General features: G+C 63.2%; 14 protein-coding genes and 1 pseudogene. 7 read left to right on the forward strand and 8 right to left on the reverse strand.

Annotated features, from left to right (window positions below; translation table 11 throughout):
- Both EOA36_RS09970 and choX read right to left on the reverse strand, forming a co-directional pair.
- Positions 1–223 (reverse strand): annotated as a pseudogene (locus EOA36_RS09970) (alpha/beta hydrolase); the annotation flags it as partial.
- A complete protein-coding gene (gene choX / locus EOA36_RS09975) occupies positions 220–1,158 on the reverse strand; it encodes a choline ABC transporter substrate-binding protein (protein WP_127277312.1) in 939 nt (312 codons plus the stop codon). The gene choX and the pseudogene EOA36_RS09970, both read right to left, overlap by 4 nt.
- An 80-nt stretch (positions 1,159–1,238) precedes the next feature.
- Between choX and betI the strand changes: the two genes are divergently transcribed.
- The 5 genes from betI to EOA36_RS10000 all read left to right on the forward strand — a co-directional run bounded on the left by betI (position 1,239) and on the right by EOA36_RS10000 (position 5,891).
- Positions 1,239–1,877 carry a transcriptional regulator BetI gene (betI, locus tag EOA36_RS09980; protein WP_127277314.1) on the forward strand — a complete coding sequence of 213 codons (639 nt, stop codon included), beginning with the start codon at positions 1,239–1,241 and terminating at the stop codon, positions 1,875–1,877.
- A 109-nt stretch (positions 1,878–1,986) separates the two neighbouring features.
- Positions 1,987–2,760 (forward strand): SDR family oxidoreductase, encoded by a 774-nt coding sequence (locus EOA36_RS09985; RefSeq protein WP_127277316.1) that lies wholly within the window; start codon positions 1,987–1,989, stop codon positions 2,758–2,760.
- Between the two features lie 318 nt (positions 2,761–3,078).
- Positions 3,079–4,476 carry a class II fumarate hydratase gene (fumC, locus tag EOA36_RS09990; protein ID WP_127277318.1) on the forward strand — a complete coding sequence of 466 codons (1,398 nt, stop codon included), beginning with the start codon at positions 3,079–3,081 and terminating at the stop codon, positions 4,474–4,476.
- A 446-nt stretch (positions 4,477–4,922) separates the two neighbouring features.
- Entirely contained in the window at positions 4,923–5,345 is a 423-nt protein-coding gene (locus EOA36_RS09995; RefSeq protein ID WP_127277320.1) for a DoxX family protein, read from the forward strand.
- Between the two features lie 123 nt (positions 5,346–5,468).
- On the forward strand, positions 5,469–5,891 hold the full coding sequence (locus tag EOA36_RS10000) for a DoxX family protein (RefSeq protein WP_127277322.1): 423 nt from the start codon (positions 5,469–5,471) through the stop codon (positions 5,889–5,891).
- Here EOA36_RS10000 and ppx read toward each other — a convergent pair whose 3' ends face one another.
- Positions 5,892–7,427 (reverse strand): exopolyphosphatase, encoded by a 1,536-nt coding sequence (gene ppx / locus EOA36_RS10005; protein ID WP_127277324.1) that lies wholly within the window; start codon positions 7,425–7,427, stop codon positions 5,892–5,894.
- Positions 7,427–9,619: an RNA degradosome polyphosphate kinase gene (locus EOA36_RS10010; protein WP_127277326.1), complete on the reverse strand. Its 2,193-nt coding sequence runs from the start codon at positions 9,617–9,619 to the stop codon at positions 7,427–7,429. Before EOA36_RS10010 ends, ppx begins: the two co-directional genes overlap by 1 nt.
- A 165-nt stretch (positions 9,620–9,784) precedes the next feature.
- Between EOA36_RS10010 and EOA36_RS10015 the strand changes: the two genes are divergently transcribed.
- Positions 9,785–10,030: a zinc-finger domain-containing protein gene (locus EOA36_RS10015; RefSeq protein WP_015318409.1), complete on the forward strand. Its 246-nt coding sequence runs from the start codon at positions 9,785–9,787 to the stop codon at positions 10,028–10,030.
- Positions 10,031–10,050: 20 nt separating this feature from the next.
- Positions 10,051–11,289, forward strand: a complete 1,239-nt coding sequence (locus tag EOA36_RS10020; RefSeq protein ID WP_127277329.1) for an FAD-dependent monooxygenase — start codon at positions 10,051–10,053, stop codon at positions 11,287–11,289.
- Between the two features lie 17 nt (positions 11,290–11,306).
- Here EOA36_RS10020 and EOA36_RS10025 read toward each other — a convergent pair whose 3' ends face one another.
- The 4 genes from EOA36_RS10025 to EOA36_RS10040 form a co-directional block, all read right to left on the reverse strand.
- Entirely contained in the window at positions 11,307–11,972 is a 666-nt protein-coding gene (locus EOA36_RS10025; protein WP_127277331.1) for a TIGR02117 family protein, read from the reverse strand.
- Positions 11,973–12,086: 114 nt separating this feature from the next.
- Positions 12,087–12,890, reverse strand: a complete 804-nt coding sequence (locus EOA36_RS10030; protein WP_127277334.1) for an amino acid ABC transporter ATP-binding protein — start codon at positions 12,888–12,890, stop codon at positions 12,087–12,089.
- 24 nt (positions 12,891–12,914) lie between these two features.
- Entirely contained in the window at positions 12,915–14,072 is a 1,158-nt protein-coding gene (locus EOA36_RS10035; protein ID WP_127277336.1) for an amino acid ABC transporter permease, read from the reverse strand.
- 4 nt (positions 14,073–14,076) lie between these two features.
- A partial coding sequence (locus EOA36_RS10040) for an ABC transporter permease subunit (protein WP_127277338.1) occupies positions 14,077–14,671 on the reverse strand: 595 nt, incomplete at its 5' end.

Raw genomic sequence — 14,671 nt, forward strand, 5'->3', positions numbered from 1 at the left:
CACGCAGGTCGGGCATGATCAGCCGGCGGCCGGCCAGATGCGGCGCCAGCAGTGAAAAGCTGCGGCTGGTGTCCGTGAAACCATGAATCAGCAACAGCGGCGGCCCGGCGCCGGCGATCTCGACGTAGGCGATGTCGAGATCGCCCGTGTGGACCCATTGCTTGCGGGCGGCCCAGGCGTCCTGTTCCACCTCGGCAACGGGCAAGGCGTCCGGCAGTCTCACAGGCCGAGCTTTTCCTTGACGGCGGCAAGACCAGGCTTGCCATCGAAAGTGGTGACACCGGCGAGCCAGGCATCGAGGCGGTTCTTGTTCAGCGTGATCGCCTTCAGCGCCCCGTCCTCCGGCTTCATGCCGTCATTGATGAGGTAGCCCATGCCGACATTCTCGAAGTCGATGTCGAAGACGAGATTTCCGAGGAGCCGCGCGACGTTCGGACATTCCTGCAGGTAGCCCGTGCGGACCTGCGTCGTCACCGTCGCGGCGCCGAAATTCGGGCCGAAGAATTTGTCGCCGCCGGTCAGATACTTGAAGTCGTACATGGTGTTCATGGGATGCGGCGCCCAACCCTGGAAGACGATGAACTGCTTCTCCTTGATCTCGTAGCCGACCTCCGACAGCATGCCGGCTTCGCTGGACTCGACCACGTGCCAGCCATCGAGGCCAAAAGCCGGATCGGCGATGGCATCCATCATCAGCTGGTTGGAGCCGGGCTCGATGCCGTACATCTTCTTGCCGAACTTGTCGGCGAACTTGTGCAGGTCCGAGACGTCCTTGACCCCCGCCTCCCAGACATAGGTCGGTACGGCAAACGTGTATTTGGCGCCGACGAGATTGACGCGCACATTCTCGATCGAGCCGTCCTTCTTGTAAGGCTCGTAGTAGGTGACCATCGCCGGGTCCCAGTAGCCCAGGAACAGGTCGAGATCGCGGTTCTTCATGCCTTCGTAGATGACGTTGATGCCGAGCACCTCGCTCTGTGGCTGATAGCCCAGCGCTTGCAGAAGCACATTGCCCACACCCGTGGTGAAAGCGAGATCGTTCCAGCCGGGCTCGGCCATGCGGACCACGCGGCATTGCTCGGCGTCCGCCGCCTGGGCCGCCTGCGAGGCCAGGGCCAGCGCGGCAAGCCAGGCTCCGTTTGCAAGGATGCGCAACATTCCGTTCTCCTCATTGCTCAAATTGACCAATCGGTCTTTTTATTGCCCCACTGGTCAATGATTGATCTCGCGGGACGAAAATGTCAACGTGGATTCGTGATGCATGGAACGATCCCGTGAAACTGAAGCGCCTCGGCGACATACGCCGCAAGGAATTGCGGCAGGCGGCCTTCGCGGTTCTGGAGCGCGAAGGCATTGCTGGGGCCACGCTGGAAAAGGTCGCCGCCCAGGCCGGTGCCTCCAAAGGCATCGTGCTGCACTACTTCCGCAACAAGCAGGAACTGTTCGAGCACGCCATGCGCGAGGCCAACGCGGTCCTGGGCGACGCGGTGGTCGCAAGGCTTCGCCAGGCACGGACGTCGATGGAACGCCTGGATGCGGTGATCGAGGGCAATTTCGAGGAGCATCTCTTCCTGCCGCCTCTTTGCCATGCCTGGCTTTCGCTCTGCGCCGAGGTGCCGCGCGATGAAAAGCTGGCGCGCATCCAGAAGGTGATCCACGGGCGCATGCGCTCGAACTTGTTGTCCGGCCTGCGCGGCCTCGCCTCACCCAGCGAGGCCGACGACATCGCGCTTGGCGTCACGGCCTTGATCGACGGACTTTGGCTTCGCCTCGGCCTGCAGCCAGGCAGCGTCTCGCGCGAACAGGCGATCCGGCAGGTTAAGAACTATGTCGCCGCGCGGCTGGCCACTGGGGATCGCTCGACCGCCCGCGCGTGAGCAGTCGGCTGCCGAAGTTCAAACCCTGGGATAGCCTGATGGCTTGACCCCGTCGCGCACATGCGGTGCGATCCCTCTGTTTGATGCCAAACACATGGTGAGGTGAGCGATGAGGCTTCACGGCAAGCGGGCGTTGATCACCGGTGGATCGGACGGCATCGGCCTGGCGATCGCCGAGGCATTCCTGCGCGAGGGCGCCGATGTGCTGATCGTCGGCCGCGACGCGGGCAAGCTCGAAGCCGCTCGCCAGAAGCTGACGGCTTCCGGCCCGGTCGGCACCGTTGAGACATTGTCGGCCGATCTCGCCACCAGCCCCGGCATAGCAGCGGCGGTCGAGCACGCGAAAGCTTCCGGCCGGCCGCTCGACGTACTCGTCAACAATGCCGGTGTTGCCTATCTCGTGCCATTCGAGACCGTCAGCGAGGCGCAGTTCCAGCACTCCTTCGCGCTCAATGTGTCGGCGGTCTTCTTCCTCACACAGGGGCTGCTGCAGCATTTCGGCACCGGCGCATCCGTCATCAACATCTCGTCCTACTTCGCCGACAAGATGATCCCGAAGCGTCCGTCCAGCCTCTACTCCCTGTCCAAGGGCGCGCTGAATTCGCTGACCAAATCGCTCGCCTTCGAACTTGGCCCGCAAGGCATCCGCGTCAACGCCATCGCGCCCGGCACGGTCGACACGGCCATGCGGCGCAAGACCGTCGACAACCTGCCGGTCGAGGCAAAGGCGGAGCTGAAAGCCTATGTCGAGCGCAGCTATCCGCTGGGCCGCATCGGCCGCCCTGACGACCTCGCCGGGATGGCGGTCTATCTTGCCAGCGACGAGGCCGCCTGGACCAGCGGCGCGATCTTTGCCATCGACGGCGGCTATACGGCAGGGTGAGGACAGCTAATCTCCCCCTTGTGGGGGAGATGGCCGGCAGGCCAGAGGGGGGCGCTGTCCCGCCAGCCTTCCGCTCCTGTTCGAAGGTCACGGAACGGATTGTCGATGCGCAATCCCGGGCCGCCGTGTCCGTTATCTCATCTTCCAGACGCCGCGATCCTTCGCGCCCCCCTCTGCCCTGCCGGGCATCTCCCCCACGAGGGGGGAGATTGACCTTTCCTTCAACCGATTTGCATCCGCACCCGCGTCATTCTCCGCTTGAAGCCATTTGTGCAACGCGATACGCCCTTGCGCAAATCGACAGAGCGGAGATTTCCCGTGAGCGCTGAAAAGACCAGAACTGAAACCGATACGTTCGGCCCCATCGAGGTTGCCGCCGACCGGTATTGGGGCGCGCAGGCCCAGCGTTCCCTGGGAAACTTCAAGATCGGTTGGGAAAAGCAGCCGGCTTCGATCGTGCGCGCGCTGGGTATCGTCAAGCGGGCGGCGGCGGAAGCCAATATGGAACTCAAGCGGCTCGATCCGGCCATCGGCAAGGCGATCATCGAGGCCGCGCAAGAGGTCATCGACGGCAAGCTCAACGATCATTTCCCGCTGGTGGTCTGGCAGACCGGCTCGGGCACGCAGTCCAACATGAACGCCAACGAGGTGATCTCGAACCGCGCGATCGAAATGCTGGGCGGCGTCATGGGCTCGAAAAAGCCGGTGCACCCGAACGACCACGTCAATATGAGCCAGTCGTCGAACGACACCTACCCGACGGCCATGCACATTGCCTGCGCCGAGCGCATCGTGCACGACCTCTTGCCGGCGCTGAAGCACCTGTACAAGGCGCTCGCCGCCAAGAGCCGGGACTTCAATCACATCATCAAGATCGGCCGCACCCACACGCAGGATGCCACCCCCCTTACCCTCGGCCAGGAATTCTCCGGCTACGCGGCGCAGGTCGCCTCGTCGATCAAGCGCATCGAATTGACGCTGCCCGGCCTGCAGGAACTGGCGCAAGGCGGCACCGCCGTGGGTACAGGCCTCAACGCGCCGGTCGGTTTCGCCGAGCGGGTGGCCGATCGTATCGCCGCCATATCAGGGATCGCCTTCGTCACCGCGCCGAACAAGTTCGAAGCGCTCGCCGCCCACGATTCCATGGTTTTCTCGCACGGCGCCATCAATGCGGCGGCCGCGGCACTGTTCAAGATCGCCAACGACATCCGTTTCCTTGGCTCCGGCCCGCGCTCGGGCCTCGGTGAATTGTCGCTGCCGGAAAACGAACCTGGCTCCTCGATCATGCCGGGCAAGGTCAACCCGACCCAGTGCGAAGCGCTGACGCAGGTCTGCGTGCAGGTGTTCGGTAACAATGCGGCGCTGACCTTCGCCGGCAGCCAGGGCCATTTCGAGCTCAATGTCTACAATCCGCTGATGGCCTATAATTTCCTGCAGTCGGTGCAACTGCTGGCCGACGCTTCGGTCTCCTTCACCGACAATTGCGTCGTCGGCATCGAGGCGCGAGAGGACAACATCAAGGCGGCCCTCGACCGTTCGCTGATGCTGGTGACTGCGCTTGCGCCCACCATCGGCTACGACAACGCGGCCAAGATCGCCAAGACCGCGCACAAGAAAGGCACGACGCTGCGCGAGGAAGCGCTGGCAACCGGACTGGTCAGCGAGGCCGACTATGACCGTCTGGTGCGGCCGGAGGACATGACCCATCCGGGGTAGGTCCCTGCGGGCAGGCCCAAGAGGTCGTCATTCCAGGGCGATGCAGGAGCGAAGCTCCGTCGCGAAGACCCTGGAATCCATGCCGCTACTTCAGTCGAAGGGCACAACGGTGTAGATCCTCCACCGCTTGCGACTGTTTTGAGGTCGCGGCATGGATCCTCGGGTCTGCGCGCGTCGCTTCGCTCCTTGCTTCGCCCGTGGATGACGACGTCACGAGCGTCTCGGCTAATCTCCGAAGCAAGTGCTCGCAAACTTCGGAACCGAGGATCCCGTTTTGCGGCAGCACAATTTACTTCTCCAACCCAATCCCGCGACACGATTTTCGCGCGCGGCCGCCAATCCCGAAAACATCCTTCCTGTGAACAATGTGTCGCCGCATAGCCGACTTTGGTGAACAGTCGGCATCGTCTATGTGAGTGGTCATTCAACCCATTCGGAGAGCCACCATGTCCATCAACACTTCCGCCGCCGGCGCCGGCACCGCGTCCAACAGTTCTGTCACCATCCTTCTCGGCCGTATCCTGCTCGCAGTCATTTTCCTGCTTTCCGGATTCGGCAAGCTCACAGCCATTTCCGGCACCGCCGCCTATTTCGGCGGCCTCGGCCTGCCGGCACCGACGGCGACGGCCGTCATCGTCGGCCTGATCGAGCTGCTTGGCGGCCTTGCCGTCCTCGTCGGTTTCCAGACCAGAATCGCCGCCTGGGTGCTCGCCATCTTCACGATCGCAACCGGGCTGGTCGCCCACACCGGCTGGGCCGACCAGATGCAGATGATCCAGTTCCTCAAGAACCTCGCCATCACCGGCGGCTTCCTGCTGCTGGCCTCCTCGGGTGCCGGCGCCTATTCGATCGACGCCAAGCGCGGCTGACGCCTTCCCCTCCCAAGGACCCGAAACAAGCGGCGCGGAATTTTCCGCGCCGCTTTTTCGTTGTGTGATCACAGGCGTAGACTGCAATGGTCGCCGGTGACCGTGCCGGCAAGGGAGGGTGCCATGGGTCGCAATGCATTGCTTATGGTTTCGCGGCTGCTGTTTGCCGTGCTGTTCGTGCCGTCCGGCTTCCAGGCGCTCGCCAATATTGCCGGGACCACCAGCTATTTCTCCGGTCTTGGCCTGCCGCTGCCGGCGCTCGCCGCCTGGGGCACCGGGCTTTTCGAGCTGATCGCGGGACTGCTGATCCTCGTTGGGTTCCAGACGCGGATCGTCGCGCTGCTGCTGGCCGCCTTCTGCATTGCGGCCGGCTATATCGGCCACTATGGCCAAGGCGCCGGTGATGCGGCGCTCGCTTTCCTGCACCAGCAGATGCTGATGAAGGATATCGCGATATCGGGCGGTTTCCTGGCGCTTGCCGTGGCTGGCGCCGGCGCATGGTCGGCCGACGGGCGAGGCTTCGGCATAGGCGCCGACGCGACTTGACTATTTGACCGACACGCTCTGGCCACCCTCGACCGCCAGCACCAAACGGCGATTGGTGACGCGCGCCAGTTGCGCCAGCCGGCCGGCCGGCCGCTCGCCGTAGAGATCGGAAAGCGAAGCCGGCAGCACCAGCGCCAGCACGCCGTTGGCGCGGCTTTCCCATTTCAGCCTGGGCATGATGCCGGGCATCGCGGCCGTCAGCAGGTAGACGACGCGCATCATCGCCGCCAGCACGCGCGCGCGCTCCAACAGGCGCGGCGGCGCCAGCGCCTTGATTTCGGGCGCCACCAATTCATTGAAGACGCCGTCATGACGGTAGGCGTTGGTCAGCGCCAGGTAGGCGCGGCCGGGATGATCGACGCCGATGAAGGACGCATGCGCGATGATGTTGAGCGACTGCTTGCCGCGATATTCCGGATGAGCGCGCCAGCCGATATCGGCAAGCAGGCAGGCGGCATGGCGATAGCGCGCTTCGTCTTCCGTCTCGTCGATGCCGAAAGCCTTGAAGGCCTTGCCGGTCCATTCGACCAGATCATGCGCGTGGTGGACCGAACGCGAGCGCAAAAGCGCAAGCTCCTCGGCGGCCGAGATCAGCGGATCGGCCTTCTGCTCGGCCGCCTCGAGCAGTGAATAGAGAAAGCCTTCGCGCACGCCTTGCGCCGAAACGACGATCCTGGACGGTTGCATCGCCGTCATGATTTCCTGCAGCACGAGCGCGCCGTATGGCAGCAGCGAGCGGCGGTTCTTGGAGACGCCCTCGATACCCCTCACCTTTTCGACCTCGCCCCTGGCCACCTGCTTGAGGAAGGTTTGGGCACTGTCGGCCGATATCTCGTAGTGGTGCATGACGCCGAGCGGGTAGTTGTTCATCTCCATGTGCAGCCTGGCGAGGTTTCGCCAGGTGCCGCCGACGGCGTAGAAAGTCCTGCCCTGCGCGCCCTTCAAGAGCTTGGCCCGGGCCAATTCCTGGCGCGCGATCTTCTGCGCCTGGACGAGCGAGTTCTTCGCCATATCCTGCAGGCGCAGGCCGCCGAGCGGCAGCGTGATGCCGTCGCCGATCGCCTCGCCATCGATGTCGATCAGTTCCAGGCTGCCGCCGCCAAGGTCGCCGGCAATACCGTTGGCCGGATGAAAACCTGAGATGACGCCGAGCGCGGAATAATGCGCTTCCTGGCGGCCGGAGAGCACGCGGATCTCGGTCTTGAGCACCTCCTCGGCGCGATGGATGAAATCGGGACCGTTGATCGCCTCACGGGCGGCGGCGGTTGCCAGCACGTACATGTGTTCGGCACCGGCCTGGTCGGAGAGCGCGCGGAAACGGCGAAACTCCTCCATCGAACGCGCCACCCCTTCGGGGTCGAGCTTCCCTGTCGAGACGATGCCGCGGCCGAGGCCGGCCAGCATCTTTTCGTTGAACAGCACGGTCGGCGAACGCGCCAGCCCCTCATAGACGACAAGACGGATCGAATTGGATCCGATGTCGATGATGGACAGCGGTCGGCGGTCCTGCAGCCGGCCCTGGGAATTGGACAGCATCAGGTGGTGGCGTTCTTCTTGCGGCGCTTGAACTGCGCGATTCGCTTGGGCGCATGCGATTTCAGCGCGTCACCCCGTCCCGACAGGCTCGGATTGGTCATGAAATATTCCTGCGCGTTGAACGGTTCCTCGCCCTCCTCCAGCACCACGCGCCGGGAGGTTCCATCAGCCAATACGTCGAAACTTTGCTGATTGTCCATGATGTTGCCCAGCATGATCTGGCCCAGAATCTGTTCATGCACAGTTGGATTGGTGATCGGCACCATGGTCTCGACGCGGCGGTCGAGATTGCGCGGCATCAGGTCGGCCGAGGAGATGTAGACAATCGCCTCGTCCGAGGGAAGGCCATGGCCGTTGCCGAAGCAATAGATACGGCTGTGCTCGAGGAACCGGCCGACGATCGACTTGACCCTGATGTTCTCCGACAGGCCCGGCACTTGCGGCCGCAGACAGCATATGCCGCGCACGACGAGGTCGATTTCCACACCGGCACGGCTGGCATCGTAGAGCGCATCGATGATGATAGGGTCGACGAGCGCGTTCATCTTCATCCAGATGCGCGCCGGCCGTCCCTCCAACGCATGGGTGATCTCGGCTGAAATGTGCTGGAGGATGCGGTTCCTCAGCGTGAAGGGCGAGATCGCCAGTCGCATTTCGGCGGTCGGCTCGGCATAGCCGGTGATGAAATTGAACAATTGGGCGACGTCGCGGGCAATCGTCGGATCGGTGGTGAAGAAGGACAGGTCGGTGTAGATGCGTGCCGTCACCGGATGGTAATTGCCGGTGCCGAGATGGACGTAGTTGCGCAGCTTGCCGTCCTCGCGCCGTACCACCAGCGACATCTTGGCATGGGTCTTGAGTTCGAGGAAACCGAACACGACCTGCACGCCGGCACGTTCGAGATCGCGCGCCCAGCGGATGTTGGCTTCCTCGTCGAAACGCGCCTTGAGCTCGACCAGCGCCGTCACCGACTTGCCAGCCTCGGCCGCGTCGACCAGCGCACGCACGATCGGGCTGTCGTTGGAGGTGCGATAGAGCGTCTGCTTGATCGCCACAACTTCGGGGTCGGCCATTGCCTGGCGCAGGAACTGCACCACCACGTCGAACGACTCGTAGGGGTGATGAACGACGATGTCCTTCTCGCGGATGGCGGCAAAACAGTCGCCGCCATGCTCGCGGATACGTTCGGGAAAGCGTGGATTGTAGGGCGTGAACTTCAGGTCGTCGCGGGGAACGGAGACGATCTCGGAGATCTGGCTGAGCGCCAGCGGCCCGGTGAGCACGCTGATGCGGCTCGACGAGACGCCAAGCTCGCCGGCGACGAAATCGCGCAATTCCCCCGGCATCAGCATGTCGAACTCGATGCGGATAACCGACCCGCGGCGGCGACGCTTCAGCGCCGTTTCGAACAGCCGCACAAGGTCTTCCGACTCCTCTTCGACCTCGATATCGCTGTCGCGGATGATGCGGAACGTGCCGGAGCCCTTGACCTCGTAGCCGGGGAACAGCTTGCCGATGTAAAGGCCGACCGCCTCCTCCAGCGGAATGAAGCGGACATGGTTCTTGCGGTCCGGAAGGCGGATAAAGCGCTTCAGCGCCACCGGCAGGCGCAGCAATGCGCTCATCTCCTCGCCATTCTTGCGGTGGCGAAGCTGCAGCGCCATGGAGAAGCCGAGATTGGGAATGAACGGGAACGGATGCGCCGGGTCGATCGACAGCGGGGTGAGCACCGGAAACACCTGGTCCTGGAAATGCTCTTCCAGCCAGACCTTTTCGTCCTTGGTCAGCGCATCGCGGGTGATGCTCTCGATGCCTTCCTTGTTGAGCAGAACCGTGAGTGCCGAAAGGCTCTTCTGCTGGTCTTCCTGCAGCCGCTCGACTTCACGCAGCAATTGTTCGAGCTGCTGTTCGGGGGTGCGTCCGTCCGGGCTCTTCAGCACGATGCCCTCGCGCACCTGGCCGGCAAGGCCGGCGACGCGCACCATGAAGAACTCGTCGAGATTGGCGGCCGAGATCGACAGGAAGCGGACGCGCTCCAGCAGCGGGTGATGGGTGTTCAGCGATTCTTCGAGAACGCGGCGATTGAACTGCAGCCAGGAGAACTCGCGGTTGACGAAACGGTCCGGATTGCCTTCCGGGCTCGCTGCCGTGACGTTGTTGAATTCGCTCTGTACCGGCTTCAATTCGTTCATGATTCCCGCTCTTCGCCCGCCCTGGCCGGTTAACCGGCTTAACTTATCCTGTGGCAGGCTTTTGCGACAGTTCTCTGACAGGCTTTGCGACAGTTTGATTTCATCGAACTTGCAAAGAGGCTTGATATGATCCAGATGCAGAGAGACTGCGTTAAGGAGACGACGATGGCAGGCGGTTCCATTCCCCATTTCCAGAACGATGCGGGCCATCCGGCAATCGACATCGGGGTCAAGGAATTCATGTGCACGGGCGCCAACCCGCCCTTCGATCATCCGCATGTGTTTCTCGACATGGGCGACGACAATGAGAAAGTCTGCCCCTACTGCTCGACCCTCTACCGCTATTCGCCAAAGCTGAAGGCGACGGAAACCCTGCCGGCGGGCTGCCTCTACATCGACCAGGCCGCCTGAAGCCTTTCGCGGCAAACCGGATGGACGACACGCGCTCCCGGCACGTCGTCATCGCCGGAGCTGGCATTGCCGGACTGACCGCGGCGGTTGCCTTCGCCGAACGCGGTTATCCCGTGCAGGTGTTCGAGCAGGCGCAGCGCCTTGAAGCGGTCGGCGCGGGCATCCAGCTCTCTCCCAATGCGACACGCATCCTTCGTCAACTCGGCGTGCTCGACCGACTGCTGTCGGCGGTGGTAAGGCCGGAGGCCGTGGTATTGAAGGACGCAAGGACGTTGCGCCAACTGGCGCGCGTGCCGCTAGGGGAAGCCGGCGAGAGCCGCTGGGGCGCGCCCTATCTCGTCGCCCACCGGGCCGATGTGCAGAGCGCGTTGATGGCACGGGTTGCCGAGATACCTGATATCCATCTCACCGTCGGGGCGCGCGTCCAAAGAATTGCGACTGGCAGCCATGGTGTCACGGCGACCGTCGAGATCGGTGGCAATACGGCGGAGGAACAAGGCTCCTTGCTGGTCGGCGCCGATGGCGTCTGGTCGTCGGTGCGCGAGCTTGTCGATGCACAAAGGATGGCATCGCCAAGAAGCCGTTTTTCGGGAGAGTTGGCCTGGCGTACCACCGTCGCGGCAGACAGCAGCGCCGGGCGGGCCTTCGCCGCGATCGGTGCAGCCGATTGCGTCACGACTTTCCTGCATACGGGTTTCCACATGGTCGTCTATCCCGTCAGTAAGGGCGACGCATTCAACCTCGTCGCCTTCACCAAAGGCGAGCGCATTACCGAGGGCTGGTCCGGCCATGCCGATCCCGGCATACTCGCCGCCGCCATGCGCGGCACCGCGCCAGGACTCGTGAAGCTGGTGGAAATAGCCGGCCCGTGGCTGACCTGGCCGCTGCATACCGTCGAACAGAGACAGCCTTGGACAATGCCAGCCGGCATCGCGCTGATCGGCGACGCCGCGCACGCAATGACGCCGTTCGCGGCACAAGGTGCCGCGATGGCGATCGAGGACGCCGCGATGCTCGCCAGCCTGGTCGCCGACTTCCCCGGCGACCTGACGCAAAGCCTCACCATCTGGGAGAAGCTGAGACGACCGCGCATCGAAAAGGTACTGAAACGCGGTGCGCTCAACCGCCTCGCCTGGCACGCCCGGGGACCGGTGGCATTAGCGCGCAATCTGGTCCTGGCGACGCGGCCAGGAGAGAAGCTCGCGGCGGATTTGGACTGGCTTTACGGCTGGGAACAGCAGCAGGTCATCCGTCGCTGAAAGGAGCTGCGGCAAAGCTAATTATACAGCCGCATCGACAATCCAAGCGATGCCGGCAGCGGGTTCCACCAGCCCGTGCGCAGGCCGGCAGCGCGCAACGCCGCCGCCGTCCAGGTGCTGCAGCCGATCAGCGCGTTGAAACGGCCATTGGCCTCATAAAAACGGTCGAAATTGGAATAGGCGGCATTGTCGATGACGATCGGGCCGCTCGGTCCCTGCTGAAAACTCGCTTCGACAAAGTCGAGCAACGCGGCAAAACGGTCCTCGCCCACGTCGAAGCCGGCGACATCGGGGCGCGGCTCGGAGATATCGCCGGCGACGTCGACATGCATCACCGAAGCATCGAGTGTCAGCGCCTTGAATATCGGCAGCGCCTTCACTTGCGACCATGTCGGCGTTTCCAGGTAGAAGGCGCGCCCGCCCCAGCCGAAGACGAGGTAGCGCACTTCGGGGGCGTCCGAAGGCAGGCCGGCATCGGCAAGAAAACGGAAGCGCCGGCGCACCCCGTCATCCACCGGAATGGCGATGTCGGTGTGGATTGGGTTCTTCAGCACCAATATGCGCCGCGTGCCCTCGCCTGCGGCAGCCGTGGGCCAGAGCGGCCGCGGCACCAACGTGCCGAGCGACAAAGCGAGCACCACTGCGGCAACCAGCATGACCAGCAAACGCAGGAGTTTTTTCATCGGTGCGGCTTCGCGATTCGTCGCGGCTCAATGGAGAAGATCATTATCCGATCGGCCAGACGCAAAAAGCCCGGCCATGGCACGGCCGGGCTTCCCCTGATTCCAGTGAAGCGCTCAGTGCAGAATCTGCGACAGGAACAGTTTCGTGCGTTCGTGGCGCGGATGGTCGAAGAACTCGGCCGGCGTGTTCTGCTCGACGATCTGGCCCTGATCCATGAAGATCACCCGGTTGGCGACTTTCCGCGCAAAACCCATCTCGTGGGTGACGCACAGCATGGTCATGCCTTCCTCGGCCAGCCCCACCATGGTCTCCAGCACTTCCTTGATCATTTCAGGGTCGAGCGCCGAGGTCGGCTCGTCGAACAGCATGATGCGCGGGTTCATGCACAGCGAGCGTGCGATCGCCACGCGCTGCTGCTGGCCGCCGGAAAGCTGGCCCGGATATTTGTTGGCCTGCTCGGGAATCTTGACACGCTTGAGGAAATGCATGGCGATTTCCTCGGCCTGCTTCTTCGGCGTCTTGCGCACCCAGATCGGCGCCAGTGTGCAGTTCTCCAGGATGGTCAGATGCGGGAACAGGTTGAAGTGCTGGAACACCATGCCGACCTCGCGGCGCACCTCGTCGATCTTCTTGAGATCGTTGGTGAGTTCCTTGCCGTCGACGATGATCTTGCCCTTCTGGTGCTCCTCCAGCCGGTTGATGCAGCGGATCATGGTCGATTTGCCCGAGCCGGACGGGCCGCAGATGACGATGCGCTCGCCGCGCATCACTTTCAGGTTGATGTCCTTCAGCACATGGAACTCGCCGTACCATTTGTGCATGGCGACGATGTCGATGGCGACATCGGTGGTGGAAATCTGCATCTTGGCGGCGTTGACCTTGATCTCTTCCGCGCTGACGGCGTTTTCGGTGGCCATGGCTGGGTCCCCTTGTTCTTTTGTTTAGCGTTTGTAGCCGGTGTCGAGTCGGCGTTCCGTGTACATTGAATAGCGCGACATGCCGAAGCAGAACAGCCAGAAGACGAAGGCCGCGAACACAAGACCGGATTTCGCGGTCTGCGCCGTTGCCCAGTTGGCATCGGAGAAGTTCTGCTTGACGATGCCGAGCAGGTCGAACATCGAGATGATGAGGACCAGGCTGGTGTCCTTGAACATGCCGATGAAGGTGTTGACGATGCCGGGAATGACCAGCTTCAGCGCTTGCGGCAACACGATCAAACCCATCTTCTGCCAGTAGCCGAGGCCGAGCGAATCGGCGCCTTCATACTGGCCCTTGGGGATCGCCTGCAGGCCGCCGCGCACGACTTCGGCCATGTAGGCGGCGGCAAACAGCGACACACCGATCAGCGCCCTCAGATATTTGTCGAAGGTGACGCCGGCCGGCAGGAACAGCGGCAGCATGACGCTGACGAAGAACAGCACCGTGATCAGCGGTATGCCGCGCACGGCTTCGATGAAGATGACGCACAGCATCTTGACGATCGGCATCTTCGAGCGCCGGCCGAGCGCCAGCACGGTGCCCAGCGGCAGCGACACGGCGATGCCGACGAAGGACAGGCTCAGCGTGATCAGCAGCCCGCCCCAGCGTGAGGTTTCGACATGCGGCAGGCCGAATATGCCGCCGACCAGAAGGAAGAAGGAAACGATCGGCAGCACCAGGAACAGCAGGATCGCGTTCAACCCCTTGCGCGGCACACGTGGCATCAGCATCGGCACCAGCAGTGCCACGAACAGGATGGCGACCAGGATCGGCCGCCAGCGCTCCTCGACCGGATAGGTGCCGAACATGAACTGGCCGAACTTGGCGTTGACGAAAGCCCAGCAGGCGCCGCTCCAGCCGTCGGGCTGAATACCGCCTTGCGCGACGGTCGCGCAGACCGTGCGGTCCGGCCCGGTCCACTGTGCGTTGATGAACGCCCAGTTGATGACCTGCGGCAGTACCCAGGCGACGATGACGATGCCGAGGATGGTGAGGATGGTGTCGCCGACCGAACCGATCAGGTTCCTGCGCACCCAGGCGACGGGACCGCTGACGCTCGCCGGCGCGGGCTGCGCCAGCGCCATTTCGGTCCGCACCCAGGACATGTCGTGTTCCTGCATGGCTCTACCTCTCCACCAGCGCCATTCTGGCGTTGACCACGTTCATCACGGCCGAGGTCACCAGGCTGAGTATGAGATAGGCGATCATCATGATCAGCACGCCTTCGACCGCTTGTCCGGTCTGGTTCAGAACCGTGCCGGCTGTCGCCGTCAGGTCGGGATAACCGATGGCGATCGCCAGCGAGGAGTTCTTGGTCAGGTTGAGATACTGGCTGGTCAGCGGCGGAATGACGATGCGCATGGCCTGCGGCACCACGACCAGCCGCAGGATCGACCCGGATCGCAGACCAAGCGCTGCCGCCGCCTCGGTCTGGCCCTTGCTGACGCCCCTGATGCCGGCGCGCACGATTTCGGCGATGAAGGCCGCCGTGTAGCAGGATAGCGCCAGATAGAGCGACAGGAATTCCGGTTTGACCTGGAAGCCGCCGGTCAGGTTGAAGGTCGACTGTTTTGGAAGATCAAAGGTCAGCGGAAAGCCGCTCAGCACGTAAGCGAGCAGCGGCAGGCCGACGATCAGCGCGGCGGAAGTCCAGAACACGGGAAATTGCTGGCCTGTCGCCATCTGCCGCTGACGCGCCCTGCGGGCGACGAACCACGAC

Origin of the sequence: Mesorhizobium sp. M8A.F.Ca.ET.021.01.1.1, from assembly GCF_003998025.1 — a bacterium.
In the GTDB taxonomy this organism is placed as follows: Bacteria; Pseudomonadota; Alphaproteobacteria; order Rhizobiales; family Rhizobiaceae; genus Mesorhizobium.

Excerpts from the sequence above, each read along its gene's own strand:
- choX (WP_127277312.1), bottom strand. The coding sequence starts at position 1,158 with ATGTTGCGCATCCTTGCAAACGGAGCCTGGCTTGCCGCGCTGGCCCTG.
- betI (WP_127277314.1), top strand. The coding sequence starts at position 1,239 with ATGTCAACGTGGATTCGTGATGCATGGAACGATCCCGTGAAACTGAAG.
- EOA36_RS09985 (WP_127277316.1), top strand. The coding sequence starts at position 1,987 with ATGAGGCTTCACGGCAAGCGGGCGTTGATCACCGGTGGATCGGACGGC.
- EOA36_RS09995 (WP_127277320.1), top strand. The coding sequence starts at position 4,923 with ATGTCCATCAACACTTCCGCCGCCGGCGCCGGCACCGCGTCCAACAGT.
- EOA36_RS10000 (WP_127277322.1), top strand. The coding sequence starts at position 5,469 with ATGGGTCGCAATGCATTGCTTATGGTTTCGCGGCTGCTGTTTGCCGTG.
- ppx (WP_127277324.1), bottom strand. The coding sequence starts at position 7,427 with ATGCTGTCCAATTCCCAGGGCCGGCTGCAGGACCGCCGACCGCTGTCC.
- EOA36_RS10010 (WP_127277326.1), bottom strand. The coding sequence starts at position 9,619 with ATGAACGAATTGAAGCCGGTACAGAGCGAATTCAACAACGTCACGGCA.
- EOA36_RS10015 (WP_015318409.1), top strand. The coding sequence starts at position 9,785 with ATGGCAGGCGGTTCCATTCCCCATTTCCAGAACGATGCGGGCCATCCG.
- EOA36_RS10020 (WP_127277329.1), top strand. The coding sequence starts at position 10,051 with ATGGACGACACGCGCTCCCGGCACGTCGTCATCGCCGGAGCTGGCATT.
- EOA36_RS10025 (WP_127277331.1), bottom strand. The coding sequence starts at position 11,972 with ATGAAAAAACTCCTGCGTTTGCTGGTCATGCTGGTTGCCGCAGTGGTG.
- EOA36_RS10030 (WP_127277334.1), bottom strand. The coding sequence starts at position 12,890 with ATGGCCACCGAAAACGCCGTCAGCGCGGAAGAGATCAAGGTCAACGCC.
- EOA36_RS10035 (WP_127277336.1), bottom strand. The coding sequence starts at position 14,072 with ATGCAGGAACACGACATGTCCTGGGTGCGGACCGAAATGGCGCTGGCG.